Consider the following 25,919-nt stretch of genomic DNA (forward strand, 5'->3'; position numbering starts at 1 on the left):
GGCGCGCGCGGGCGGGCGCGGGGGCCGGGGCGCGCGCCCGCCGCCGCCGCCGCCGCCCCCCCCGCCGCCGCCCCCGCCCCCCCCGCCCCGGGGGCCCACGCCGTACTCGGCGCACGCGGCGAGCGCCTTGCGGGTGAGCACGTCGGCCACCGCCTCCTGGAGCGACGCGGCTCCGTCCGCGACGGGGATCGGGCGGCCCGCCGCCCGGTGCTTCTCGGCCCAGCGCGCCGCGGCCGTCTTGAGCCCGGAGAACGAGAAGGCGTACGGATCGTCGCGGGGTCCGCTCAGCGGACGGGGGAAGGCGACGGCGCGCGGGTCACCGTCGCGCGCCGCCCGGTCGATGGCCGGGCCGCCGGGGTAGGACAGGCCGAAGACGCGGGCCGCCTTGTCGAAGCACTCCCCCGCCGCGTCGTCGAGGGTGTCCCCGAGGTGCGTGATCGGGTCGCGCGCCAGGTCCCGTACGAGCAGCAGCGACGTGTGGCCGCCGGAGACGATGAGCACCACGCAGGGGTCGGGCAGCGGCCCGTGTTCGAGGGTGTCGGCGGCGACGTGGCCCGCGAGGTGGTGCACGCCGTACAGCGGCACGCCCAGGGCGTAGGAGAGGCCCTTGGCCGCGCTGACGCCCACCTGGAGCGCCCCGGAGAGGCCGGGGCCGGTCGTCACGGCGACGGCGCCGATGTCGGCCATCCGCAGCCCGGCGTCCGCCAGCGCGGCCCTGACGACGGGCACGGCGGCCTGTACGTGAGCGCGCGCGGCGATCTCGGGGACCACACCGCCGAAGCGCGCGTGCTCGTCCATGCTCGACGCCACCGCGTGCCCCAGCAGCCGCCCGTCGCGGACGAGCCCCGCGCCGGTTTCGTCACAGGACGACTCGATCCCCAGCACCAGCTGCGAACCGCTCATGATCCACTCCTTCGGTCAGCCGCCCCACAGCTTAATTGCCGCTCATAAGCAATTGCATATCAGGTGCAATAGCTCACCGGGTGGGCCGGAATGAGGGCCTCGGGCGCGGTGCGCGGCACCCGACGCCGCGGAGCGCCTCCCCGCCAGGAAAGCCGAGTCGACCCGGGAGGCGGGCACGGCGCGCCCTCGCGCCCACCGCCGCCGCGAGCACCCGCCCAAGGCCGCCACCAGGGACCACAGCCGTCTCAAGAACGCGTCCGATATACGAACGGCCCTGTTCTGTGAACCCCCGTGCCCCTATGGTTGAGTCGCAGTCGGTTCGCCCTGCCCTCCAGGCAGGCGCGTCGTAAGAGGGAACCCGGTGAGAATCCGGGACTGCCCCGCAGCGGTGAGTGGGAACGACCGCCGTCATACGCACTGGATCCGACAGACCGGGTCCGGGAAGCGACGGCCAGTAGGAGCCAGGACCTGGACAGGACCTGGTGTGCCCACGAGTCCGAAGACCTGCCGCTGCCCGTGTGCGACCCCGCACGCGGTGATTTCGGTGGCCTCGTGGGCGGGCCGGCGGTAGCGGGCGGGCATGCGCTGCATGCGATTGCCGTGCCACTCCTTCGCGTCCTGACCCACCCCGAGGTCATCCCGCGACTCGCGAAGGAGAGTTCCGTGGCCAAGAATTCCACCACCGCCCCGTCATTCGCCACCGTCTACGGCTACCCCCGGCAGGGACCGAACCGGGAGCTGAAGAAAGCCGTCGAGGGCTACTGGGCCGGCCGTGTCACCGCTGGCGCCCTGCGGGCCGCCGCGAGGCGGTTGCGCCGGGACAACTGGCAGCAGCTGGCCGACGCCGGTGTCCAGGAGATCCCCACCGGGGACTTCTCGTACTACGACCATGTGCTGGATACCAGCGTGATGGTCGGTGCCATCCCGCCGCGGCACCGCGCCGCCGTCGAGGCCGACGCGCTCGACGGATACTTCGCCATGGCCCGCGGCACCCAGGACGTCGCGCCGCTGGAAATGACCAAGTGGTTCGATACCAACTACCACTATCTCGTACCGGAATTGGGCCCCGACACCGTCTTCACCGCGAACTCCGCCAAGGCGGTCGGCGAGTTGAGGGAGGCCATCGCGCTCGGCCGCACCGCGCGCCCGGTGCTCGTCGGCCCGGTCACTTATCTGCTGCTCGCCAAGCCCGCTCCCGGCGTCGCGGCCGATTTCGAGCCCATCACCCTGCTGGACCGGCTGCTGCCCGTCTACGCCGAGGTGCTCGCCGACCTGCGGGCGGCAGGGGCCGAGTGGGTGCAGCTCGACGAGCCCGCCCTGGTCCAGGACCGCACCCCGGCCGCACTGAATTCCACCGCCCGCGCCTACCGCGACCTCGGCGCGCTCACCGACCGGCCGAAGATCCTCGCGGCCGGCTACTTCGACCGGCTCGGCGAGGCGCTCCCGGTGCTGGCCAAGGCCCCGATCGAGGGCCTCGGGCTGGACTTCACCGGCCCCGCCGCCGGCAACCTGGAAGACCTGGCCCGGGTCGGCGGACTGCCCGGCAAGCGGCTCATCGCCGGTGTCGTGGACGGCCGCAACGTCTGGATCAACGACCTCGAAAAGTCGCTGGCCACCCTCGCCACCCTGCTCGGCCTCGCCGACCGGGTGGACGTCGCGCCGTCCTGCTCGCTGCTGCACGTCCCCCTCGACGCCACCGCCGAGCGCGAGGTGGACCCGCAGATCGCCCGCTGGCTGGCCTTCGCCCGGCAGAAGACCGCCGAGATCGTCACCCTCGCCCGCGGCCTCACCGAAGGCACCGGGGCCATCACCGCGCAGCTCGCCGCCAACCGCGCGGACCTCGCCTCCCGAACGGCCTCCGCGCTCACCCACGACCCCGCCGTACGGGCCCGCGTCCGCGCGATCACCCCCGCGGACTCGCACCGTCCGCAGACCTACACCGAGCGGACCCCCGCGCAGCGCGCCCGGCTGGGCCTCCCGCTGCTGCCCACCACCACCATCGGCTCCTTCCCGCAGACCGACGAGCTGCGCACGGCCCGCGCCGACCTGCGCCGCGGCCGGATCGACACCGCCGCCTACGACGAGCGCATCGCCACCGAGATCCGCGAAGTCCTCGCCTACCAGGAGAAGGCCGGGATCGACGTCCTGGTCCACGGCGAGCCCGAGCGCAACGACATGGTGCAGTACTTCGCCGAGCAGCTCACCGGCTACCTCGCCACCCAGCACGGCTGGGTGCAGTCCTACGGCACCCGCTACGTCCGCCCGCCGATCCTGGCCGGCGACATCTCCCGCCCCGAGCCGATGACCGTGCGCTGGACCCGGTACGCGCAGTCCCAGGCCCAGCGCCCGGTCAAGGGCATGCTCACCGGCCCCGTCACCATGCTCGCCTGGTCCTTCGTCCGGGACGACCAGCCCATCGGCGACACCGCGCGCCAGGTCGCGCTGGCCCTGCGCGACGAGGTCACCGACCTGGAAGCGGCCGGCACCGCCGTCATCCAGGTCGACGAACCCGCCCTGCGCGAGACCCTCCCGCTGCGCGCGGCCGACCGGCCCGGCTACCTGGCCTGGGCCACCGAGTCGTTCCGGCTCAGCACCAGCGGGGTCAGGGCGGACACCCAGATCCACACCCACATGTGCTACGCCGAATTCGGGGCGATCATGGGCGCCATCGACGACCTCGACGCCGACGTCATCAGCCTGGAGGCGGCCCGCTCGCACATGCAGGTCGCCGACGAACTCGGCGCGGCCGGCTACCCGCGCGAGGTCGGCCCCGGTGTCTACGACATCCACTCGCCGCGCGTGCCCGGCGTCGACGAGGCGACGTCGCTGCTCCGCAAGGGGCTGGGGGGCATCCCGGCCGAGCGGCTGTGGGTGAACCCCGACTGCGGTCTGAAGACCCGCGGTTGGCCCGAGGTGCGCGCGTCACTGGAGAGCCTGGTCGCCGCGGCCCGTGAGGTCCGTACCGAACTCGCCGAGGGCGAGAACGGCTGACCTGTCCGGGGCCCGGCGCACGCCGACGGCGTGCGCCGGGCTCCCCCTCCGGGACCGGACCGGACCGGACCAGCCCGGACCGGCGGGCGCACGTCAGCGCTGCGACTGGCGGGCCCGCGTCAGCGCTGCGACCGGCAGGCGTACGTCAACTCTGCGTTGGCGGGGCGTCGACCATGAGGACCACCAGGCCCTCGTCCGTATCGCGCCAGTGCCCGACCCCCTCGGTCAGAATCCGCTCCGCCATGTTCCAGTCATCGGGGGCGGCGGCTGCGAAGCCCCGCCATCCGCGGATCAGCAGCAGTCTGCCGTGACCGGCCGGGCACCAGGAGAGGTCGGTCAGGCAGTCCGCCAGCGCGTCCCAGTTGCGGCCGAAGTAACCGGGCAGCCGGAGCGAGCGGGCGCAGCGCTCCATGAAGGCGTTCTTGTCCCGCACCCCGTCCAGGTCGAGCAGCGCGGTCGCCCAGCCGGACTGCCGGGCCGCCACCACGGCTTGGCCCACCGGCAGTTCGGCGGGCCAGCGCAGCACTCCGGGCGGCGCGGTGCCGTCGAGCATCTCGGCGAGCAGGCCGGTCACGCCGGGTGGTTCGGGGGCCGTCATCGCAGTACCGCCTTGAAGGGTCAGCGCGCCGAGGGCGGTGCGGACCGCGCGCGGTGCGGGCCGGTGCAGCATGGCGCAGATGTTGCCACAGACAGCCGCGAGCGGCCGGTACATAGCGGTCGGCCGCCTCGCGTGCCCTCACGCTCCGGAAGCACGCCCGGGAACGGCCCCGCGACGCTTGCCCGCGCTTGCGGGATTCCGCCGCGCGCCCGCGTACGACCACACGTCACGAGCACCCGGCGCACGACGGCACGCCGCGCGCCGCCGGGCGGCTACCCCCCTACACGCCGTCCGGGTCCGCGCGGTCGAGGGCCGGGCGGGTGCCGGGGCCGGTCTCCTGGAGCAGGTAGTCGGCGGCGGCGGTGTCCGTGACCAGGCTGGTGACCAGCCCTGAGCGGAGTACGGCGCCGATGGCGGCGGCCTTGCGCAGCCCGCCCGCGATGGCGACGACCTCCGGGATGCGGCGCAGCCGGTCGGCCTCGACGGTGATGCAGCGCTCCCCGAGGTCACGGCCGATGCGGCGGCCGTCGGAGTCGAAGAGGTGGGCGGACATCTCGGCGGCGGCGCCGAGATCGGTGTAGTGCGCGCGCTCCTTCTCGGAGAGCATGTCGTAGACGGTGGAGATGCCGGCTTCCCAGGCGCCGATGGAGACGGCGGCGACGGTGACCTTGTCGAAGTACTCGAAGGCGCGGGCAATGCCGGTCTGGCCGCGCAGCGCGGCGGCGGTGGCGGGGTCGGGCAGCAGCATCGGCGCGTAGATCGGGTGCGCCTCGCCGCCGGAGACGGCCGCGGCCCTGCGCACCGCCTCGACCGAGCCGCGCTCGGCGGTGCCCGCGTCGTAGACGCCGGTGAGCTGCACGACGGTGCACGGTGCGAGCCGGTCGAGGGCGGCGGCCATGTGGATGGTGGAGCGGCCCCAGGCGAGGCCGAGCACATCGCCCTCGGCGACGAGTTCGCCGAGCAGTTCGGCGGCGACCTCGCCGAGGTTCTCCGGGTCGGCGGCGTCGTCCGTGGCCTCGGCCGGGGACTCGACGACGACCGCGTGCCGCAGCCCGTAGCGGGCGCGCAGCGCGTCGGAGCGCTCGGCGTCCAGCTCGGAGGGCACCCGGATCTCGATCCGCACGAGATCGCGCTCCAGCGCCGTCTCCAGGACCCGCGCGACCTTGAAGCGGCTGACGCGGAATTCCTCGGCGATCTGGATCTTGGACTTGCCCTCAAGGTAGAAGCGGCGGGCCATGGCCGCCGCCTGCACCAGTTCGGCGGGTCCCATCCGCATGGCTGACCGGCCCGTCGACACCGCGTTCTCCTCACTGTTCCAAGCATGTGGACTACCGCTTCATCCTGTCAGAAGCGGCGGTCCTTGATCAGCCCTTGACCCCGGCGTTCGCCTTTCACCGGGTGCCGAGCGCGCTCCGCGTGGCGCTGGGTGACGTTCAGTGCGCGCAGTGCCAGGCCGCGCCCGCCGCTGCCTGGTCGGCCTGCGCACGCAGTGAGCGTACGGCGGCGGCGGGGTCGTCGGTGCCGTAGACGGCGGAGCCTGCCACGAAGACGTCGGCGCCCGCCTCGGAGCAGCGCTCGATGGTCTCGGCGGAGACGCCGCCGTCCACCTGGAGCCACAGCTCCAGGCCGTGCTTGGAGATCAGCTCACGGGTCCGGCGGATCTTCGGCAGCATGATGTCGAGGAAGGACTGACCGCCGAAGCCGGGCTCGACGGTCATGATCAGCAGCATGTCCAGCTCGGGCAGCAGGTCCTCGTACGGCTCGATCGGCGTCGCGGGCTTCAGCGCCATGGCGGCCCGTGCGCCCTTGGCGCGGATCTCCCGCGCCAGCCGTACCGGGGCGGCCGCGGCCTCGACGTGGAAGGTGACGGAGCCCGCTCCGGCCTCGACGTACTGCGGCGCCCAGCGGTCCGGGTCCTCGATCATCAGATGGAGGTCGAGCGGGGTGTCGGTCGCCCTGCTGAGCGATTCGACGACGGGCACGCCGAGCGTGAGGTTCGGGACGAAGTGATTGTCCATCACATCGACATGGAGCCAGTCGGCGCCGTCGACCGCCTTCGCCTCTTCGGCGAGGCGGGCGAAGTCTGCGGACAGCATGCTGGGGTTGATCTGCGCGGCCATGCACCAAGACTGCCATGCCGGACGCCCCCGGCCTCAGCCGGAATCTCATATTCCATCCGAAGTACCCGCAAAACGTCCCTGAAATCTCCCCCGCCCGTGCCATGCTGGTGCCGCGCGGAGCTCTCGGGGACGGCATCGCGCACGCCACCTTCAGCGGGGGACGTCATGTCGGACGGTCGTCGGCAGGGTTTGGCCCGGCTGGTCTGCGGCCGTCGTACGAAGTGGCTGGTGGTGCTGCTGTGGGTGGTGGTCATCGCCGTCGCGGGACCGCTCGCCCAGAAGCTCACCGACGCGCAGAACAACGACGCCGCGTCCGAGCGGGGTGTGGGCCAGGACAGGCCGCCGCATCGCCCGCCGGCCGCCCGCCGGCCGTGCGCCGTCTGGGTGCGGGCGGGTCCGGAGCGGGGCCGGGCGAAGGCACCGGAGAGCCCTGAGTCGACGTCAGCCCGTCAGCGTCGAGCCGCCGATCACATCATCGGACCGCCGAGGTTCCCGGACCGGCGACACACACCGGCCGGTGACCTCTCGGGCCGGTGACCTCTCAGGCCGTCCGGCGCAGCAGCGCCAGATACATCGCGTCCGTGCCGTGCAGATGCGGCCACAGCTGCACGTCCGGGCCGTCCCCGATCGCGGGCACTCCGGGCATCAGCGGGCGGGCGTCGATCCACTCCACGGCGATGGGCGCCCCCGCCCCGCGCCCCTTCAGCACGTCGTCGACCACGGCCCGCGTCTCGGCCGGGTGCGGCGAGCAGGTCGCGTAGCCCACGACTCCGCCGACCCGTACGGCGTTCAGCGCTTCGCGCAGCAGCGCGCGCTGCAACGGGGCGAAGCGGGCCAGGTCCTCGGGCTTGCGCCGCCACCGCGCCTCGGGCCGTCGGCGCAGGGCGCCCAGGCCGGTGCACGGCACGTCGACCAGCACCCGGTCGAAGGAGCCGGGACGCCAGGCCGGGCGGGTGCCGTCGGCTGCGATCACCTGGTACGGACCGGGGTTGCCCGACAGGGACTGCTCGACGAGCCGCGCCCGGTGCGGCAGCTTCTCCGAGGCGAGCAGCGCCGCGCCGCGCTGGGCGGCGAGCGCGGCCAGCATCGCGGCCTTGCCGCCGGGCCCCGCACACCCGTCCATCCACCGACTGTCGGAACCCTCCAAGGGCGCGTTCGCCAGTGCGACGGCGACCAGCTGGCTGCCCTCGTCCTGCACCCCGGCTCGGCCGTCCCGCACCGCCTCCAGCGCCCCCGGCTCGCCGCCTTCGGAGAGCCGTACGGCATACGGCGACCAGCGGCCGGGCAGCGAATTGTCCGCGCCGACCGCTTCGGTCAGTTCCTCGACGGTGGACCGACCGGGCCGGGCGACAAGCGTCACCTCGGGCCGCTCGTTGTCGGCGTCCAACAAATCCTCGATGCCGGCCCTTCCGCCGCCGAGTGCGTCCCACATCGCGGAGACGATCCACCGCGGGTGCGAATGGACGATGCTCAGATGCTGCTCGGCGTCGTCCTCGTAGGCCGGAGCGACCCGTTCGATCCAGCCGTCGAGGTCATGCGCGGCGATCTTGCGGAGCACGGCGTTGACGAATCTGGACCGCCCGTCCCCGATCACGACCCGCGCGAGCTCCACTGTGGCGCTCACCGCCGCGTGCGTCGGAATCCGCGTCCCGAGCAGCTGATGCGCCCCCAGATTGAGCACATCGAGCACCGGCGGGTCGACCTCGCGCAGCGGCCGGTCGATGCAGGCCGCGATGACCGCGTCGTAGGTGCCCTGCCGCCGCAGCGTCCCGTAGACGAGCTCGGTCGCGAGCGCCGCGTCCCGCCCGTCGAAGTCACCGGCCTCGCGCGCTTTGCGCAGCAGTGGAGGCAGCACCAGGTTCGCGTACGCGTCCCGTTCGCCGACGGCGCGCAGCGCCTCGTAGGCGAGGACCCGCACGGGGTCCTTCTGGGGCTCGCGATACGGGCGGGTCTGCCGGGCAGGGCGACGGGACTGGTCATTCACGAGAAATGTGCTCCGGAGGTGGGATGACGAAGAGCCCCAGCCTACGTCGAGCCGCGCCCCGGGGCAGGAGGACCCCGTCGGGGAGGCCGCCGGGGCGGTGGTCGGCCGGAGCGGTGGAGGCCGCCGGAGCCGTGGTCGACCGGAGCGGTCGGGTCGGCCGGGGCTGCCGGGGCGGTGGTCGGCCGGAGCGGTCGGGTCGGGGCTGCCCGGACCGGGCCGTTCTGGGCAGTTGGGCCGGCCGGGCCAGCAGGGCCGGCCCTACGCCCCCAGCGCCTCGCCGGAGGCGATCCGCACGCCGCGCGCCCAGTCGGCCGCCCGCATCGGCTTCTTGCCCTGCGGCTGGACCCACAGCAACTCGACCGCGTGGCTGCCCGTCCCCACATACACCGCGTTCTTCGTGACCGACAGCTCACCGGCCGCCAACTCCGGACGGTCGGCGACCAGTCCCACCGACCCCACCGAACCTGCCGACCCCACCGACATGACCTTCAGCCGCTCGCCGCGGAACAACGTCCAGGACCCCGGCGCCGGAGCGCAGCCGCGTACCAGCCGGTCCACCCGCAGCGCGGGCGTCTTCCAGTCGACCTGGGCGTCCTCGACCCGGATCTTCGGCGCGAGCGAGACGCCCTCCTCCGGCTGCGCCACGGGGCGCAGCGTGCCGTCCTCGATGCCGTCCATGGTCGCGAGGAGCAGTCCGGAGCCCGCGAAGGCGAGCCGGGTCAGCAGGTCCCCGCTGGTGTCCGTCGGCCGCACCCCTTCGGTGAGCACGCCGAAGACCGGGCCCGAGTCGAGCCCTTCCTCGATCAGGAAGGTGGAGGCGCCCGTCATCTCGTCGCCCGCCAGCACCGCGTGCTGCACTGGTGCCGCGCCGCGCCAGGCCGGCAGCAGGGAGAAGTGCAGGTTCACCCAGCCGCGCGCCGGAATCTCCAGCGCGCCCTTCGGCAGCAGCGCGCCGTAGGCGACGACGGGGCAGCAGTCCGGTCCGATCTCGCGCAGCCGTGCCAAGAAGTCCTCGTCGCGGGGCTTCAGCGGCTTGAGCACCTCGATGCCGGCTTCCTCGGCGCGCTGTGCGACGGGGCTGGAGACCAGCCGGCGGCCCCGGCCCGCGGGCGCGTCGGGCCGGGTCACCACGGCGACGACTTCGTGCCGGTCCGAATTGATCAGGGCGTCGAGGGCGGGTACGGCGACCTCGGGGGTGCCGGCGAAGACGAGCCTCATCGGTGGGTGCACTACCTCTCGGGCGAGTCGGGCGGAGCCGGGGGCGGGAACGGACCGAGGTCCGCGTCCGGACGGAGGGGACGAGAACCCCGCCGGGACCCGCACCGGAATCAATCACCGGAACCACTGTCGATTGCACGGCGGAATTCCCGGCGGAATCCACGGTGGACCACGGAGCGCACCAGTCTATGCGGCCCCCACAACAGGGGGCGTACGGGCAGCTTCGCGCCCTGCGCCGACGCCCGTACGCCCCCGTACCGTGACCACGGGGCCCCGTGGAGCGTTGGTCAAAAGAGATTGACCGAAACGGGCCGCTGCTCGGCCCGATCCTTTGAGACGCCGGTTCGAGAGGCTTGTTGATGGCCGACCACGCAACTCACGACGCCCAGGCCCGGGCCAGCCTGCATCTGCTGGTCAGGGACATCGAGCGGGTCCGCCGCCAGGTGGACGCGCTGCGTACCCTCACCGCCCAGTTGGGCAATGTCTACCGCCCGCGACGCACTGGCCCGTCCGCGGGCTTCGTCGTTTACGGCCGGGCTCCCGCACCCACCGTGCGGCTCGCGCAGGAACTGCGGGACAGCATCGAGACCCTGGTCACCGCGGCGGTGGACTTCGACCGATCCCTGGGCTTCTCGTGGGACGCGGTGGGTTCGGCGCTCGGTGTGACCAAACAAGCGGTGCACCGCCGCTACGGTTCCCGCCGCGCCGCCGCGGTGAACGGTCCCGAGTCCGAAGCGGTACGCCCGGCCGACGTGGCCGCGCAGCACGCCGTACCCGTCACCCCGGGCGGGATGGGCGCACCCGCGGTCCCCGCCGCGCGTTCGATCCCGGGCCAGCCGTCGCCCCTCAACCGGGACGAGGCCCGCCCGAACGCGTTCCCAGGCCCACGCAACGGCTGACGCCCGCGGCGCGCGCCCTACAGCTGCCCCCGAGCCCGGAGCTTCCCGGGCGACGGGGCAGCGGTCTGTCCAACTGGTGTCCCGACCGACCCGAGCCAGACCGACCGGATCGCAAGCGGCCGCACCCACCGCATCCGATCAGCCGATGTCCACCGGATCCACCCGCACCGCGGGATCCGCCTCGCCCCGCGCCAGCCGCGCGGCCTTCGCGACCTTGAGCGCGGCGGCGAGCGCTGCCCCGTTCCCCGGCCGCACCCGCAGCAGCGCGCGCTGCCACTGCTCGCCGGGCGGCGGCGCGCCGGGGCGGCGCGGGCGTCCGCGGTCGGTGACCGGCATCGGGACCGGACCCAGCACCTCCGCGCCGTCCGGCAACTCGACCGCGGCGAGCAGTGCGGCGACCGCGTCCGGCGGCCCGGCCACCGCCGCCATCCGGGAGACGGGTGGGAACCCCAGCTCCGCGCGCTCCGAGAGTTCGCGCAGCGCGTGCCCTGCGGGGTCCCAGCGCACCAGGGCCTGCACCGGGCGCAGCGTGGGCTCGGCGACGATGACCACCGTGCCGCCCGCGTCCTGGGGTCGGACCAGCGCGGAGGCGGCCAGCCAGTGACCGAGCGCGTCCTCGCCCGCGCGCAGGTCGGCACGGCCGAGCATCGCCCAGCCGTCGAGCAGCAGGGCGGCCGAGTAGCCGCCCTCGGCGACGGGTTCCGCGCCGGGGGTGCTGATGACCAGCGCGGGGCCCTCGGGCACGGTCAGCAGGATGTGATCGCGGCCGGATGTGCGCACCGGGACTCCGGGGAAGGCGCGGCCCAGCTCCTCGGCGGTGCGCTTGGCGCCGACGATCTGGGCCCGCAGCGCTCCGCCGCCGCACTCGGCGCAGTGCCAGGACGCCTCGGGCCGCCCGCACCAGCCGCAGTGCAGCGAGTTGGCGTCCGGCGCTTCCAGCGGGCCCGCGCAGTCCCGGCAGCGGGCCGGCGTACGGCAGCGCTGGCAGGCCAGCCGCGGGGCGTACCCGCGGCGCGGTACCTGGACCAGCACCGGGCCGCTGCGGAGCCCCTCGCGCACCACCTGCCAGGCGAGGGAGGGCAGCCGGGCGGCGCGCGCCGCCTCGTCGCGCGCCAGGTCGTGATCGCCGACGGTACGGATCAAGGGGGCGGCGGCGCGGACGTGTTCGCGGTCCGCGATGAGCGGGTGCGCCCAGCCGGTCTCCACCAACTGGGCGGCCTCAACGGTGCAGTTGTGGCTGCCGAGCAGGAAGGCCGTCTTCTCGCGGGTCGCCCGCAGCAGCAGTACGTCGCGGGCGTGCGGCTGCGGGGCCGTGGTGTCGCTGTGGCTGCTGTCCCCGTCGTCCCAGATGCCGACCAGCCCGAGGTCGCGCACCGGCGCGAACATCGCGGCCCGGGTGCCGACCACGGCCCGGACACTGCCCCGGCTGAGGGCGATCCAGCGCCGGTAGCGTGCCTCGGGCCCCGCGTCGGCGGTGAGCACGACATGCCGCCCGGCGCCGATCAGCTCGGTCAGCGCGGCGTCCACCCTGGCGGCCGCGCGCCCGTCCGGCACCACGATCAGCGCGCCGCGCCCGGCGGCGAGGGTGGCGGCCACGGCGCGGGCCCACTCCTGCGGCCAGTGCGGCCCGGGCAGCGCGGTCCACACGGCGCGCGGGCTCTCACCGGCCGCGAGCGCCCGCAGGAAGGCGGGCGCGGCGGGATAGCGCGACCAGCTGCCGGGCTCGGGCGCGGCCGGCGGCGGCAGCGGCTGCGGGGACGGCTTCTGCTCCACCCGGCCGTGCCGGGGCGGTACGGCGATCTGGATGACGTCGGCCAGCGACCCCGCGTACCGGTCGGCGACCGCGCGGCACAGCGCGAGCAGCCCGGGCGAGAGGACCGGCTCGGGAGAGACCACCTGCGCGATGGCCGCCAGCGGCCCGACGTAGTCGGATTCGGCGCGCCGCTCGACGATGAAGCCGTCGATCAGGCCGCCGCCCTCCCTGCGCCCCTTGATCACCCGCCCCTTGCCTGCCCCGAACCGGACCCGGACCCGGACCCCCGGCTGCGCTTCGGCGTCCATGGAGGCCGGGACCGCGTAGTCGAAGAATTTGTCGAGGTGCAGCACGCCCTTGTCGACCAGCACCCGCGCGACCGGCGACTCCGCGGCGAGCTCGGCCCCCCGCCAGGTCCCCGGCTTCGCCTTGGGAGCGGGCCGCTTGCGGACCGTCTCCCGCATGAGGGCGAGCTGCTCCCCCCCGCGCGCCGCTGCCGCCGGGCCCCCCTCATCCACCGGGCTCCGCCCCCGGCCGTCGTTCTCGCTGCTCACAGCCCCAGTCCTACCAGACGGCTCGGACATCGGGGATGCCCCGCGAAAGCGCTGAGGCCCGGATCCCTCGCGGGGATCCGGGCCTCAGAATGCGGAACTGGGAATTCAGCGGTTACGCACCGGCAGCCGCACGCAGCGCCTCGACCCGATCCGTCCGCTCCCACGTGAAGTCCGGCAGCTCGCGGCCGAAGTGGCCGTAAGCCGCGGTCTGCGCGTAGATGGGGCGCAGCAGGTCCAGGTCGCGGATGATCGCGGCCGGGCGGAGGTCGAAGACCTCCTTGATGGCCTGCTCGATCTTCTCGGTGCCGACCGTCTCGGTGCCGAAGGTCTCCACGAAGAGGCCCACCGGCTCGGCCTTGCCGATCGCGTACGCGACCTGCACCTCGCAGCGCGAGGCCAGGCCGGCCGCGACGATGTTCTTGGCGACCCAGCGCATCGCGTACGCGGCCGAGCGGTCGACCTTGGACGGGTCCTTGCCGGAGAACGCGCCGCCGCCGTGCCGGGCCATGCCGCCGTACGTGTCGATGATGATCTTGCGGCCGGTGAGGCCGGCGTCGCCCATCGGGCCGCCGATCTCGAAGCGGCCGGTCGGGTTCACCAGCAGCCGGTAGCCGTCGGTGTCCAGCTTGATGCCGTCCTCCAACACCTGGGCCAGCACCTGCTCGACCACGAACTCGCGGATGTCCGGAGCCAGCAACGACTCCAGGTCGATGTCCGAGGCGTGCTGCGAGGAGACGACGACGGTGTCCAGGCGGACCGCCTTGTCACCGTCGTACTCGATGGTGACCTGCGTCTTGCCGTCCGGGCGCAGGTACGGGATCGTCCCGTTCTTGCGGACCTCGGACAGCCGGCGGGAGAGCCTGTGCGCGAGGTGGATGGGCAGCGGCATGAGCTCGGGCGTCTCATCGCACGCGTAGCCGAACATCAGGCCCTGGTCGCCCGCGCCCTGTCGGTCCAGAGCGTCTTCGTCGCCCTCGACCCGGCTCTCGTAGGCGGTGTCCACACCCTGCGCGATGTCCGGGGACTGCGCCCCGATCGAGACGGACACCCCGCAGGACGCCCCGTCGAAACCCTTCTTCGACGAGTCGTAGCCGATCTCCAGAATCTTGTTGCGCACCAGCGTCGCGATCGGCGCGTACGCCTTCGTCGTCACTTCACCGGCGACATGCACCTGGCCGGTGGTGATCAACGTCTCGACGGCGACCCGGGAAGTCGGGTCCTCGCGGAGGAGCGCGTCGAGAATCGTGTCGCTGATCTGGTCAGCGATCTTGTCAGGATGTCCCTCGGTGACGGACTCCGAGGTGAACAGGCGGCGGGACACATCGCTCCCTGGGGTTGCAGCGGCTGCTGTCTGAATCATGGGCGGACCGCTACGGGGGCTGCGCCCGACACGGATCCGCTGTCAGTTTATCGGGCGCTCCCCCTCGCCGGACACTGCGTCTCGCTCTGTGGGAGCCCCGTGACCTGCGACACCTCCTGTGGCGGCTGGTGGATAGCTCACCAAAACAGCACACACCGGGAGTGTTTGCCATTTTCTCAATGCTGTATGCGCCAATTATCTCTTTCAGGAAATTCGTCCGGCCACCAGATCCCACACCGTGTCGGCGAGATCCTCCTTGGGGCCATACGGGACAGGGGTCTCGGAGCCGTCCGAGCCGAGCACGACGGCCTCGTTCCGCCCGGAGCCGAAGGCCTTGTGATCCCCGACTTCGTTGACCACCAGCAGATCGCAGCCCTTGCGGAGGAGCTTGGCGCGGCCGTTGGCGAGGACGTCGTCCGTCTCGGCGGCGAAGCCCACGACGAGCTGTCCCGGGCGGGCGCGTGTGACGGAGATCTCAGCGAGCACGTCGGGGTTGCGGACCAGTGCGACCGGCGCGGGCTCCTCGCCGTCCTTCTTTTTGATCTTCCCGGCGGCGTACCGCTCCGGCCGGAAGTCGGCGACGGCCGCGGCCATCACCACGACGTCGGCTTCCCCCGCGGCCTTGAGCACCGCCTCGCGCAGTTGCAGGGCGGTGCCGACGCGCACCACGTCGGCGCCGGCCGGGTCGGGCAGCTCGGCGTTGGCGGAGATCAGGGTGACCCGCGCGCCGCGCGCCACCGCGGAGCGGGCGAGCGCGTAGCCCTGTTTGCCGGACGAGCGGTTGCCGAGGAAGCGCACCGGGTCCAGCGGTTCGCGGGTGCCGCCCGCGCTGACCAGCACATGAAGGCCCGCGAGGTCCTGCTCGACGCCCTTGGGGCCGCGGGCGAGCACCCGGCGGCAGACCTCGAAGATCTCGGCCGGGTCCGGGAGCCGGCCCTTGCCGGTGTCCACGCCGGTGAGCCGCCCGACGGCGGGCTCGATCACGACCGCGCCGCGGCGGCGCAGCGTGGCGACGTTCTCCCGGGTGGCCGGGTGCTCCCACATCTCGGTGTGCATGGCGGGCGCGAAGACGACCGGGCAGCGGGCGGTGAGCAGGGTGTTGGTGAGCAGGTCGTCCGCGAGCCCGTGGGCTGCCCTGGCCAGGGTGTCGGCGGTGGCGGGGGCGACCACGACGAGGTCGGCGCTCTGCCCGATGCGTACGTGCGGCACCTCGTGGACGGAGTCCCAGACCTCGGTGGAGACGGGGTGGCCGGACAGCGCGGACCAGGTGGCCTCGCCGACGAAGTGCAGGGACGACGCGGTCGGCACCACCCGTACGTCGTGCCCCGACTCGGTGAGGCGGCGCAGCAGCTCACACGCCTTGTAGGCGGCGATGCCGCCGCTGACGCCCAGTACGACCTTCGGCTTGTCCATCGCTCGCCTCGCCACTCCCTGCTCCGCCGCGCTTCGCGTGCGCGGGTGCGCCGCGCACGTCTCCATGACACACCACGGGCCCGGCAGATGCTCCGCCGGGCCCGTGGTGATGAATGCGTTGCCGAACTACTGCGCCGGGCCCTCGATGGCCTCGGAGGTCAGCAGACCGGCGTTGATCTCGCGAAGCGCGATCGACAGCGGCTTCTCGTGGACGTGAGTGTCCACCAGGGGGCCGACGTACTCGAGCAGACCCTCACCGAGCTGGGAGTAGTACGCGTTGATCTGACGCGCGCGCTTGGCGGCGTAGATCACCAGGCTGTACTTCGAGTCGGTGGCTTCGAGCAGTTCATCAATCGGCGGGTTGATGATGCCCTCGGGCGCGGTGATGGAAGAGGACATTCTCTACCTACCCCTACTTTTGGTAAAGACTGGAATGATCAAACAACTTTCGTCAAGGCTAGCAGCTCGCGAGCCACGTCCTCGACGGAGGTGTTGACCAGGGTGATGTCGAACTCGGACTCGGCGGCCAGTTCGATCTTGGCGGCCCGCAGCCTCCGCTCGATGACGTCGGGCGGTTCGGTGCCGCGGCCGGTCAGCCTGCGGACCAGCTCGTCCCAGCCGGGCGGGGCGAGGAAGATCAGTTGGGCCTCCGGCATCGACTCGCGGACCAGTCGGGCGCCCTGCAGGTCGATCTCCAGCAGTACGGGCTCGCCCGCGTCGAGGCGGTCGAGCACCGCCTGCCGCGGGGTGCCGTAGCGGTTGCCGGCGAACTCGGCCCATTCCAGCAGTTCTCCGTTGGCGATGAGCTTGTCGAACTCCTCATCGTCCACGAAGAAGTAGTGGACGCCGTGACGCTCCCCGGGCCGGGGCTTGCGGGTGGTGGCGGAGACCGAGAGCCAGGCCTCGGGGTGTTCTTTACGCATATGAGCGACGACCGTGCTCTTGCCGACCCCGGAGGGGCCGGAGAGCACGGTCAGCCGCGGACGTACGTCCGGGGGCACGGGGGTCGTCCCCCGGGAGTGTGCAGCCATACGACGATTATCCCGGTTCTCAGGAGTGCCTGAGAACGTCAGGCGGCACCGCCACCGAACTCGCGCTCCAGCGATGCGATCTGGTTGGACCCCAGACCGCGCACACGGCGGCTCTCGGAGATGCCGAGCCGCTCCATGAGTTGCTTGGCGCGGACCTTGCCCACACCGGGCAAGGACTCGAGCAGAGCGGAGACCTTCATCTTGCCGATGACATCGTTCTCCTGGCCCTGCTTGATGACCTCGTGCAGCGAAGCGCCGGAGTGCTTGAGCCGATTCTTGACCTCGGCGCGCTCCCGGCGAGCCGCGGCGGCCTTTTCGAGCGCGGCTGTGCGCTGTTCAGGGGTAAGGGGCGGAAGAGCCACGCCTACGTCACCTCGGATATCGAACTGTCGGATACGGACCGGTGAGGAACACAGTCGCCCCACACCCTGCGGAGCGATGAGCAACGCGCTTGCTCGTTCACTCTCGACGGAGACTAGCGTCCGAGACCGCTCCAGTCAGCGAGAACAGACGAAAAGTCCTGGTCAGGCTCAGCCGACCAAGACTTTTCGGGACAAAACAACCAGACTTTTACGAGTTTTGTCAGCGCGGCCCGACCGCGGCGCGGACTTCTTCGGCGAACCGGGCCGCAGAAGCGCGCAGAGCGGCGGCGTCCGGACCGTGCCGGAGCACCCCCCGGCTGACGCTCGGGACGACATTTCGTACCGCCGCGCCGAAGACGCCCGGCAGATCCGCGGGCGTGGCCCCTTGCGCGCCGATGCCCGGCGCGAGCAGCGGCCCGTCGATCATCAGGTCCGCGCCCGCCGCGCCGAGCGTGCCGCCCAGCGTCGCGCCGACGACCGCGCCGTACGAGCCGAGCGCGCCGGCGGCGGCCGGAGCGGCCCCGGCGGCTGCGGCGTCCTCGGCGTCCTTGCCGTTCTCCGTCTTGAGCCGGCTGAGCACGGCCGCGGCGACGGTCCGCCCGTCGGCCCCGACGGCGTGCTGCACCTCCGCGCCCTCCGGGTTGGAGGTCAGCGCCAGTACGAAGACGCCCGCGCCGCTGATCCGCGCGGCGTCCAGGGCCGGGCGCAGCGAGCCGAAGCCGAGGTAGGGGCTGACGGTGACCGCGTCCGAGAAGAGCGGGCTGTCCTTGTCCAGGTAGGTCGCCGCGTAGGCGGCCATGGTGGAGCCGATGTCGCCGCGTTTGGCATCCATCAGCACCAGCGCCCCGGCGCTGCGGGCGTCGGCGACGGCCCGCTCCAGGACGGCGACGCCGCGCGAGCCGAAGCGCTCGAAGAAGGCGGACTGCGGCTTGAGCACGGCGACCCGGTCGGCCAGCGCGTCCACGACCGTACGGGTGAAGCGCTCCAGGCCCGCGATGTCGTCGCTGAGCCCCCAGTCGGCGAGCAGCGCGGCGTGCGGGTCGATGCCGACGCAGAGCGGCCCGCGGGTGTCCATGGCGCGGCGCAGCCGGACGCCGAAGGGCTCGGGGTGCTGGAGAGGTGTCTCGGGGGCGGTCATGCGCTCTCCTCACGGTGGTGTGTGACAGGAGTCATGGCCGGGGTCTGCACGGCGGACTCGGCCCGGTGCTCGGCGCCGACGGCCTCGGCGAGGGTCGCGTACGGGCTGTGCGCGAGGCGGGCGGCCAGGCCCTTGTGGATGACGCGGCACCAGAACGGGCCCTGGTAGATGAAGCCGCTGTAGCCCTGGACCAGCGTGGCGCCGGCCAGGATGCGCTCCCAGACGTCGTCAGCGCTCTCGACGCCCCCGACGCCGACCAGGGTGATCCGGTCGCCCACACGGGCGTACAGGCGGCGCAGCACCTCCAGCGAGCGGGCCTTGAGCGGCGCGCCGGACAGGCCGCCCGCGCCGATCGCCTCGACGGCGTTCTTTCCGGTCAGCAGGCCGAGGCCGTCGCGGGCGATGGTGGTGTTGGTGGCGATGATGCCGTCGAGGCCCAGTTCCACCGCGAGGTCGGCCACGGCGTCCACGTCCGCGTCGGCGAGATCGGGGGCGATCTTGACCAGCAGCGGCACCCGGCGGCCGGCGGCCGTGCGGTCGGCGGCCTCGCGGACCGCGGTGAGCAGCGGGCGCAGCTGGTCGACGGCCTGGAGGCTGCGCAGGCCGGGAGTGTTGGGCGAGGAGACGTTGACGACGAGGTAGTCGGCGTGGCCGGCGAGCCGCTCGGTCGAGGTGACGTAGTCGGCGACGGCCTCGTCGTCCGGGACGGCCTTGGTCTTGCCGATGTTGACGCCGACGGTCGTCGCGAAGACCGCGTCGCGCGCCGCGAGCCGTCCGGCGACGGCCGCGGAGCCCTCGTTGTTGAAGCCCATCCGGTTGATCAGCGCGCGGTCCTGGACGAGGCGGAAGAGCCGCTTCTTGGGGTTGCCGGGCTGCGGCAGGCCGGTGACGGTGCCGATCTCGACGTGGTCGAAGCCGAGCATCGTCATGCCGTCGATGGCGACGGCGTTCTTGTCGAAGCCGGCGGCGAGGCCGAACGGGCCGTGCATACGCCTGCCGAAGGCGGTGGTACGCAGCGCCTTGTCGCGCGGCGCGAGCAGGGCCGCGAGCAGGGTGCGCAGCACCGGGACGCGGGCGGCCAGCCGGATCCAGCCGAACGCCTGGTGGTGGGCCCGCTCGGGGTCCATCCGTTTGAAGATCAGGTTGAAGAAGAGGCGGTACATCGTGAGGTGCCTTCCGCAGCGAGGGGGTGGGGGTCGGCAGAAGGGGGGCGCCGGTTCCGGCGCCCCCCTTCTGGTCTCACTCCTCGCGCGCGGCGGTCAGATGCTCCGCGTGTTCCTGCAGCGAGCGGACTCCGATGTCGCCGCGGGTGAGCGCCTCGATGCCCTGGACGGCGGCGGCGAGGGCCTGGACGGTGGTCAGGCAGGGGCCGGAGCGGGCGACGGCGGCGGTGCGGATCTCGTAGCCGTCGAGCCGGCCGCCGGTGCCGGAGGGGGTGTTGACGATGAGGTCGACCTGGCCGTCGTGGATCAGCTGGACGATGGTCTTCTCGCCGTTGGGGCCCTCGCCCTGGCTCTGCTTGCGCACCACGGTCGCGTTGATGCCGTTGCGCCGGAGCACTTCGGCGGTGCCGGAGGTAGCGAGCAGTTCGAAGCCGTGGGCGACCAGCTCGCGGGCCGGGAAGATCATCGAGCGCTTGTCGCGGTTGGCGACGGAGACGAACGCGCGGCCCTTGGTGGGCAGCGCGCCGTAGGCGGCGGCCTGGGATTTCGCGTAGGCGGTGCCGAAGACCGAGTCGATGCCCATGACCTCGCCGGTGGAGCGCATCTCCGGGCCGAGGATGGTGTCGACGCCGCGGCCTGAGGCGTCGCGGAAGCGGCTCCAGGGCATCACGGCCTCCTTGACGGAGATCGGCGCGTCGAGCGGGAGGGTGCCGCCGTCGCCGCGCTTGGGCAGCATGCCCTCGGCGCGCAGTTCGGCGACGGTCGCGCCCAGCGAGATGCGGGCGGCGGCCTTGGCCAGCGGTACCGCGGTCGCCTTCGAGGTGAAGGGGACGGTGCGCGAGGCGCGCGGGTTGGCCTCCAGGACGTAGAGGATGTCCCCGGCCATCGCGAACTGGATGTTGATCAGGCCGCGCACGCCGACGCCCTTGGCGATGGCCTCAGTGGAGGTCCGCAGCCGCTTGATGTCGAAGCCGCCGAGGGTGATCGGGGGCAGCGCGCAGGCGGAGTCGCCGGAGTGGATGCCGGCTTCCTCGATGTGCTCCATGACGCCGCCGAGGTAGAGCTCGACGCCGTCGTAGAGCGCGTCGACGTCGATCTCGATGGCGTCGTCGAGGAACCGGTCGATGAGCACCGGGTGCTCGGAGATGAGGCCGGCGTGCCGGGTGAGGTAGCCGGCCAGCGAGGGCTCGTCGTAGACGATCTCCATGCCGCGGCCGCCGAGCACGTACGAGGGCCGGACCATCACCGGGTAGCCGATCTCGGCTGCGATGCCCTTGGCCTCGTCGAAGGAGAACGCGGTGCCGTACTTCGGCGCGGGCAGCCCGGCCTCGTGCAGCACCCGGCCGAAGGCGCCGCGCTCCTCGGCGAGGTTGATCGCCTCGGGCGAGGTGCCGACGATGGTCACGCCGTTGTCCTTGAGCGCCTGCGCCAGGCCCAGCGGGGTCTGGCCGCCGAGCTGCACGATGACGCCCGCGACGGGGCCGGCCAGCGTCTCGGCGTGCACGATCTCCAGGACGTCCTCCAGGGTGAGCGGCTCGAAGTAGAGCCGGTCGGAGGTGTCGTAGTCGGTGGAGACGGTCTCCGGGTTGCAGTTGACCATCACCGTCTCGTAGCCCGCCTCGCTGAGCGCGAAGGAGGCGTGGACGCAGGAGTAGTCGAACTCGATGCCCTGGCCGATGCGGTTGGGGCCGGAGCCGAGGATGATCACGGCGGGCTTGGTGCGCGGCGCGACCTCGGACTCCTCGTCGTAGGACGAGTAGAAGTACGGGGTGTTGGCGGCGAACTCGGCGGCGCAGGTGTCCACGGTCTTGTAGACCGGCCGGACGCCCAGCGCGTGCCGGACCTCGCGTACGACGTCCTCGCGCAGGCCGCGGATCTCGCCGATCTGGGCGTCGGAGAAGCCGTGCCGCTTGGCGTGGGCGAGGATCTCCGGCTCCAGCTTGTCGGCGTCGGCGAGTTCGTCCGCGATCTCCTTGATCAGGAAGAGCTGGTCGACGAACCAGGGGTCGATCCTGGTGGACTCGAAGATCTCCTGCGCGTCGGCGCCGGCCCGGATGGCCTGCATGACCGTGTTGACGCGGCCGTCCGTCGGCACGGCGGCCTTGGCGAGCAGGGCGGTCTTGGCGCCGGGCTCACCGGTGAAGGCGAACTGGCTGCCCTTCTTCTCCAGCGAGCGCAGGGCCTTCTGGAGCGCCTCGGTGAAGTTGCGGCCCATGGCCATCGCCTCGCCGACCGACTTCATGGTGGTGGTCAGGGTCGCGTCGGCGGCCGGGAACTTCTCGAAGGCGAAGCGGGGCACCTTGACGACGACGTAGTCGAGCGAGGGCTCGAAGGACGCCGGGGTCTTCTCGGTGATGTCGTTGGGGATCTCGTCGAGCGTGTAGCCGACGGCGAGCCGGGCAGCGATCTTGGCGATCGGGAAGCCGGTGGCCTTGGAGGCGAGCGCCGAGGAGCGCGAGACGCGCGGGTTCATCTCGATGACGATCACGCGGCCGTCGTCCGGGTTGATCGCGAACTGGATGTTGCAGCCGCCGGTGTCGACGCCGACCTCGCGGATGATCGCGATGCCGACGTCGCGCAGCGTCTGGTACTCGCGGTCGGTGAGCGTCATCGAGGGGGCGACGGTGATCGAGTCGCCGGTGTGCACGCCCATCGGGTCGAAGTTCTCGATCGAGCAGACGACCACGACGTTGTCGTTTTTGTCGCGCATCAGCTCCAGCTCGTACTCCTTCCAGCCGAGGATGGACTCCTCCAGGAGCACCTCGGTGGTCGGCGAGAGGGTCAGTCCCTGGCCCGCGATGCGGCGCAGCTCCTGCTCGTCGTGGGCGAAGCCGGAGCCGGCGCCGCCCATGGTGAAGGAGGGGCGGACGACGACGGGGTAGCCGCCGCCGAGCGTCTCGACGCCCTGGACGACCTCGTCCAGGGTGTGGCAGATGACCGAGCGGGCGGACTCGCCGTGGCCGATCTTGGCGTGAACGGCCTCGACGACGCCCTTGAACAGCTGGCGGTCCTCGCCCTTGTTGATCGCCTCGACGTTGGCGCCGATCAGCTCGACGCCGTACTTCTCCAGGACGCCGGACTCGTGCAGCGAGATCGCGGTGTTGAGCGCGGTCTGGCCGCCGAGGGTCGGCAGCAGGGTGTCGGGGCGCTCCTTGGCGATGATCTTCTCGACGTACTCCGGGGTGATCGGCTCGACGTACGTGGCGTCGGCGATCTCCGGGTCGGTCATGATCGTGGCCGGGTTGGAGTTGACCAGGATGACGCGCAGGCCCTCGGCCTTGAGCACGCGGCAGGCCTGGGTGCCGGAGTAGTCGAATTCGGCGGCCTGGCCGATGACGATCGGACCCGAGCCGATGACCAGGACGGACTGGATATCGGAGCGTTTAGGCACGCTGGTCCTCCATCAGGGATACGAAGCGGTCGAACAGGTAGGCGGCATCGTGCGGGCCGGCGGCCGCCTCGGGGTGGTACTGGACGCTGAAGGCCGGCCGGTCGAGCAGTTGGAGGCCCTCGACGACGCTGTCGTTGAGGCAGACGTGCGAGACCTCCGCCCGGCCGTAGGGGGTGTCGGAGACGGTGTCGAGCGGCGCGTCGACGGCGAAGCCGTGGTTGTGCGCGGTGACCTCGACCTTGCCGGTCGTACGGTCCTGTACCGGCTGGTTGATGCCGCGGTGGCCGTACTTCAGCTTGTAGGTGCCGAAGCCGAGCGCGCGGCCCAGGATCTGGTTGCCGAAGCAGATGCCGAACAGCGGGGTCCTACGCTCCAGCACGGCGCGCATCAGCGCGACCGGGTGCTCGGCGGCGGCCGGGTCGCCGGGGCCGTTGGAGAAGAAGACGCCGTCGGGCCGGACCGCGTACACGTCCTCGACGCTCGCGGAGGCGGGCAGCACATGCACCTCGATGCCGCGCTCGGCCATCCGCTGCGGGGTCATCGCCTTGATGCCGAGGTCGACGGCGGCGACGGTGAAGCGCTTCGTCCCCACGGCCGGCACGACGTACGCCTCGGCGGTGGTGACCTCGGCGCTCAGGTCGGCGCCCTTCATCTGCGGGGCCTGCTGGACCCGGGCGAGCAGCGCGGCCTCGTCGGCCAGCGAGCCGCCGGAGAAGATGCCCACCCGCATCGCGCCGCGCTCGCGCAGGTGCCGGGTGAGCGCGCGGGTGTCGATGCCGCTGATCCCGACGACGCCCTGGGCGACCAGTTCGTCGTCCAGCGAGCGCCGGGAGCGCCAGTTGGAAGGCGTGCGGGCGGGGTCGCGGACGACGTAGCCGGAGACCCAGATACGCCGGGACTCGCCGTCCTCGTCGTTGACGCCGGTGTTGCCGATGTGCGGGGCGGTCATCACGACGACCTGGCGGTGGTACGACGGGTCCGTCAGCGTCTCCTGGTAGCCGGTCATGCCGGTGGAGAACACCGCCTCGCCGAAGGTCTCCCCCACGGCCCCGTAGGCACGGCCGCGGAAGCTGCGGCCGTCCTCCAGAACGAGTACGGCGGGGGCCTGGGCCCCCCTGGTGGAGGTGGTCATGATGCGCTCTTCTCGGGGGTCACCGGGGCGGTTCCCCGGGCGGTTGCGGTCTGGTCGGGCGCGGTGGCGGCCGCTTCGGCGGGGCCCCCGCAGCGTTCGTCGACCGCTTCGACCCAGCCGGCGTGCTCGGCCGCGTGGTCGGAGCGGAAGCCGGAGTCGATCAGCTGGTCGCCGTGCTCCCAGGTGATCACCAGCAGGCCGCCCTCGGTGAGGACCTTGCCCGCGATGCCCTTGTCGAGGCGCGCGCCGCGCAGCGCGGCGGCGGGGACGAAGAAGTCCCGCGCACCGGGCCGTACGACGTCGAGGCCGTCGGCGGACAGCGTCAGGTCGGCGCGGCTGCGGGCGCCCAGGCCGTGCGCGACGATCCGGTCCAGCCACTGACCGGCGGTGGTGGAGCCGTGGTAGCGGCCGCTGAGGGTCAGCAGCGGCTCGCCCGGCGACTGCGGGGCGGTGGGCAGCTCGGGCAGATCGCCCTGGAGCGTGCCGCGCCACTTCCAGCCTTCGCGCATCAGCCAGTAGACGAGCGCGATCAGCAGTAGCAGTCCGACGACCCAGCCGATGCGAGCGGCCCAGTCGGTCACTTCGGCCGACTTCTGTTCAGCGGCCAGATTGATGATCAGTGTCACGCCAGCTTCCCGTCCACAACCGTTGCCCGGCCCCGCAGGAAGGTGTGCGTCACTCGTCCCGGCAGCTCACGGCCCTCGTACGGGGTGTTGCGGCTGCGGGAGGCGAAGCCCGCGGGGTCCACCTCTCCACGGTAAGCGGAGTCGAGGAGGGTGAGGTTGGCGGGCTCACCGGCGGCGATGGGGCGGCCGTGGCCGGCGAGGCGGCCGATGGCGGCCGGGCGCAGCGACATCCGGTCGGCGACGCCGGCCCAGTCGAGCAGCCCGGTGTCGACCATCGTGTGCTGGACGACGGAGAGCGCGGTCTCCAGGCCGACCATGCCCATGGCCGCGGCGGCCCACTCGCAGTCCTTGTCCTCGTGCGGGTGCGGCGCGTGGTCGGTGGCGACGCAGTCGATGGTGCCGTCGGCGAGCGCCTCGCGCAGCGCCATCACGTCCGCCTCGGTGCGCAGCGGCGGGTTCACCTTGTAGACCGGGTCGTAGGACCGGACGAGTTCGTCGGTGAGCAGCAGGTGGTGCGGGGTGACCTCGGCGGTCACGTTCCAGCCCTTGGACTTGGCCCAGCGGACGATCTCCACCGAGCCGGCCGTGCTGAGGTGGCAGATGTGCACGCGGGAGTCGACGTGGGCGGCGAGCAGCACATCGCGGGCGATGATCGATTCCTCGGCGACGGCGGGCCAGCCGCCGAGGCCCAGCTCGGCGGAGACGATGCCCTCGTTCATCTGGGCGCCTTCGGTGAGCCGGGGCTCCTGGGCGTGCTGGGCGACGACGCCGTCGAAGGCCTTCACGTACTCCAGCGCCCGGCGCATGATCACCGCGTCGTCGACGCACTTGCCGTCGTCGGAGAAGACCCGGACGCCGGCCGCGGAGTCGTGCATCGCGCCCAGTTCGGCGAGCTGCTTGCCCGCGAGGCCGACGGTGACGGCGCCGATCGGCTGGACGTCGCAGTAGCCGGACTCCCGGCCGAGCCGCCAGACCTGCTCGACGACCCCCGCGGTGTCGGCCACCGGGAAGGTGTTGGCCATCGCGTGCACGGCGGTGAAGCCGCCGATCGCGGCGGCCCGGGTGCCGGTCAGGACGGTCTCGGAGTCCTCGCGGCCGGGCTCGCGCAGGTGGGTGTGCAGGTCGACGAGGCCGGGCAGCAGAATCCGGCCGTCCGCCTCGATGACGCTCGCGTCGCCCGCGTCGAGCCCGGCGCCGACCGCGGCGATGGTCTCGCCGTCGATGAGGACGTCCCTGGGCTCGCCCCCGAGGAGCTTCGCACCGCGGATAAGGATCTTGCTCAT

Annotated in this window: 21 protein-coding genes and 1 riboswitch; of the genes, 3 read left to right on the forward strand and 18 right to left on the reverse strand. The window is 72.5% G+C overall.

Translation table 11 applies throughout. The features are described from left to right. Nucleotides 1-903, reverse strand: a 903-nt coding sequence (gene tsaD, locus QMK28_RS04200) for a tRNA (adenosine(37)-N6)-threonylcarbamoyltransferase complex transferase subunit TsaD (RefSeq protein ID WP_326435598.1), incomplete at its 3' end; no start/stop codon positions are given. 298 nt (nt 904-1,201) lie between these two features. Beyond that, nucleotides 1,202-1,428, forward strand: a riboswitch (cobalamin riboswitch). Nucleotides 1,429-1,566: 138 nt separating this feature from the next. On the opposite strand from tsaD, the gene metE reads away from it, so the two are divergent. Further along, nucleotides 1,567-3,894, forward strand: coding sequence for a 5-methyltetrahydropteroyltriglutamate--homocysteine S-methyltransferase (metE, locus tag QMK28_RS04205; RefSeq protein ID WP_326435599.1), 2,328 nt, complete (start codon nt 1,567-1,569; stop codon nt 3,892-3,894). Between the two features lie 145 nt (nt 3,895-4,039). On the opposite strand, the gene QMK28_RS04210 is transcribed toward metE, so the two are convergent. The 3 genes from QMK28_RS04210 to rpe all read right to left on the reverse strand — a co-directional run bounded on the left by QMK28_RS04210 (nt 4,040) and on the right by rpe (nt 6,612). Beyond that, nucleotides 4,040-4,564 carry a barstar family protein gene (locus QMK28_RS04210; protein ID WP_326435600.1) on the reverse strand — a complete coding sequence of 175 codons (525 nt, stop codon included), beginning with the start codon at nt 4,562-4,564 and terminating at the stop codon, nt 4,040-4,042. Between the two features lie 208 nt (nt 4,565-4,772). After that, complete coding sequence (locus tag QMK28_RS04215) at nt 4,773-5,768, reverse strand: sugar-binding transcriptional regulator (RefSeq protein ID WP_326435663.1); 996 nt, start codon at nt 5,766-5,768, stop codon at nt 4,773-4,775. Nucleotides 5,769-5,925: 157 nt separating this feature from the next. Next, nucleotides 5,926-6,612, reverse strand: a complete 687-nt coding sequence (gene rpe, locus QMK28_RS04220) for a ribulose-phosphate 3-epimerase (protein WP_326435601.1) — start codon at nt 6,610-6,612, stop codon at nt 5,926-5,928. A 165-nt stretch (nt 6,613-6,777) separates the two neighbouring features. Between rpe and QMK28_RS04225 the strand changes: the two genes are divergently transcribed. Further along, a complete protein-coding gene (locus tag QMK28_RS04225; RefSeq protein ID WP_326435668.1) occupies nt 6,778-7,149 on the forward strand; it encodes a hypothetical protein in 372 nt (123 codons plus the stop codon). Nucleotides 7,150-7,153: 4 nt separating this feature from the next. Here QMK28_RS04225 and QMK28_RS04230 read toward each other — a convergent pair whose 3' ends face one another. Beyond that, on the reverse strand, nt 7,154-8,596 hold the full coding sequence (locus tag QMK28_RS04230; RefSeq protein ID WP_326435602.1) for an RsmB/NOP family class I SAM-dependent RNA methyltransferase: 1,443 nt from the start codon (nt 8,594-8,596) through the stop codon (nt 7,154-7,156). A 258-nt stretch (nt 8,597-8,854) separates the two neighbouring features. Further along, complete coding sequence (gene fmt, locus QMK28_RS04235; RefSeq protein WP_326435603.1) at nt 8,855-9,814, reverse strand: methionyl-tRNA formyltransferase; 960 nt, start codon at nt 9,812-9,814, stop codon at nt 8,855-8,857. 359 nt (nt 9,815-10,173) lie between these two features. Between fmt and QMK28_RS04240 the strand changes: the two genes are divergently transcribed. Next, the gene (locus tag QMK28_RS04240; protein ID WP_326435604.1) at nt 10,174-10,713 is read left to right on the forward strand and encodes a hypothetical protein; all 540 of its coding nucleotides are present in this window, start codon (nt 10,174-10,176) and stop codon (nt 10,711-10,713) included. A gap of 138 nt (nt 10,714-10,851) precedes the next feature. On the opposite strand, the gene QMK28_RS04245 is transcribed toward QMK28_RS04240, so the two are convergent. From QMK28_RS04245 to QMK28_RS04300, 12 genes are all read right to left on the reverse strand, one after another. Next, on the reverse strand, nt 10,852-13,020 hold the full coding sequence (locus QMK28_RS04245; RefSeq protein ID WP_443050531.1) for a primosomal protein N': 2,169 nt from the start codon (nt 13,018-13,020) through the stop codon (nt 10,852-10,854). 112 nt (nt 13,021-13,132) lie between these two features. Then, complete coding sequence (gene metK / locus QMK28_RS04250) at nt 13,133-14,341, reverse strand: methionine adenosyltransferase (RefSeq protein ID WP_326435605.1); 1,209 nt, start codon at nt 14,339-14,341, stop codon at nt 13,133-13,135. Nucleotides 14,342-14,584: 243 nt separating this feature from the next. Beyond that, nucleotides 14,585-15,793 (reverse strand): bifunctional phosphopantothenoylcysteine decarboxylase/phosphopantothenate--cysteine ligase CoaBC, encoded by a 1,209-nt coding sequence (gene coaBC / locus QMK28_RS04255; protein ID WP_326435606.1) that lies wholly within the window; start codon nt 15,791-15,793, stop codon nt 14,585-14,587. A gap of 126 nt (nt 15,794-15,919) precedes the next feature. Continuing rightward, entirely contained in the window at nt 15,920-16,192 is a 273-nt protein-coding gene (gene rpoZ / locus QMK28_RS04260) for a DNA-directed RNA polymerase subunit omega (RefSeq protein ID WP_005319902.1), read from the reverse strand. A gap of 38 nt (nt 16,193-16,230) precedes the next feature. Further along, on the reverse strand, nt 16,231-16,824 hold the full coding sequence (gmk, locus tag QMK28_RS04265; protein WP_326435607.1) for a guanylate kinase: 594 nt from the start codon (nt 16,822-16,824) through the stop codon (nt 16,231-16,233). A gap of 38 nt (nt 16,825-16,862) precedes the next feature. Beyond that, nucleotides 16,863-17,186 (reverse strand): integration host factor, encoded by a 324-nt coding sequence (locus QMK28_RS04270; RefSeq protein ID WP_326435608.1) that lies wholly within the window; start codon nt 17,184-17,186, stop codon nt 16,863-16,865. A 220-nt stretch (nt 17,187-17,406) separates the two neighbouring features. After that, the gene (gene pyrF / locus QMK28_RS04275) at nt 17,407-18,324 is read right to left on the reverse strand and encodes an orotidine-5'-phosphate decarboxylase (protein ID WP_326435609.1); all 918 of its coding nucleotides are present in this window, start codon (nt 18,322-18,324) and stop codon (nt 17,407-17,409) included. Then, nucleotides 18,321-19,487 carry a quinone-dependent dihydroorotate dehydrogenase gene (locus QMK28_RS04280; protein WP_326435610.1) on the reverse strand — a complete coding sequence of 389 codons (1,167 nt, stop codon included), beginning with the start codon at nt 19,485-19,487 and terminating at the stop codon, nt 18,321-18,323. The genes pyrF and QMK28_RS04280 overlap by 4 nt, the downstream gene beginning before the upstream one ends. A gap of 76 nt (nt 19,488-19,563) precedes the next feature. Next, nucleotides 19,564-22,878 carry a carbamoyl-phosphate synthase large subunit gene (gene carB, locus QMK28_RS04285; RefSeq protein ID WP_326435611.1) on the reverse strand — a complete coding sequence of 1,105 codons (3,315 nt, stop codon included), beginning with the start codon at nt 22,876-22,878 and terminating at the stop codon, nt 19,564-19,566. Then, the gene (carA, locus tag QMK28_RS04290) at nt 22,871-24,010 is read right to left on the reverse strand and encodes a glutamine-hydrolyzing carbamoyl-phosphate synthase small subunit (protein ID WP_326435612.1); all 1,140 of its coding nucleotides are present in this window, start codon (nt 24,008-24,010) and stop codon (nt 22,871-22,873) included. Before carA ends, carB begins: the two co-directional genes overlap by 8 nt. Further along, complete coding sequence (locus QMK28_RS04295; RefSeq protein ID WP_326435613.1) at nt 24,007-24,636, reverse strand: PH-like domain-containing protein; 630 nt, start codon at nt 24,634-24,636, stop codon at nt 24,007-24,009. The genes carA and QMK28_RS04295 overlap by 4 nt, the downstream gene beginning before the upstream one ends. After that, nucleotides 24,633-25,919, reverse strand: coding sequence for a dihydroorotase (locus tag QMK28_RS04300; RefSeq protein WP_326435614.1), 1,287 nt, complete (start codon nt 25,917-25,919; stop codon nt 24,633-24,635). The genes QMK28_RS04295 and QMK28_RS04300 overlap by 4 nt, the downstream gene beginning before the upstream one ends.

It is taken from the genome of Streptomyces sp. H27-D2, from assembly GCF_035828615.1.
Lineage (GTDB): Bacteria > Actinomycetota > Actinomycetes > Streptomycetales > Streptomycetaceae > Streptomyces.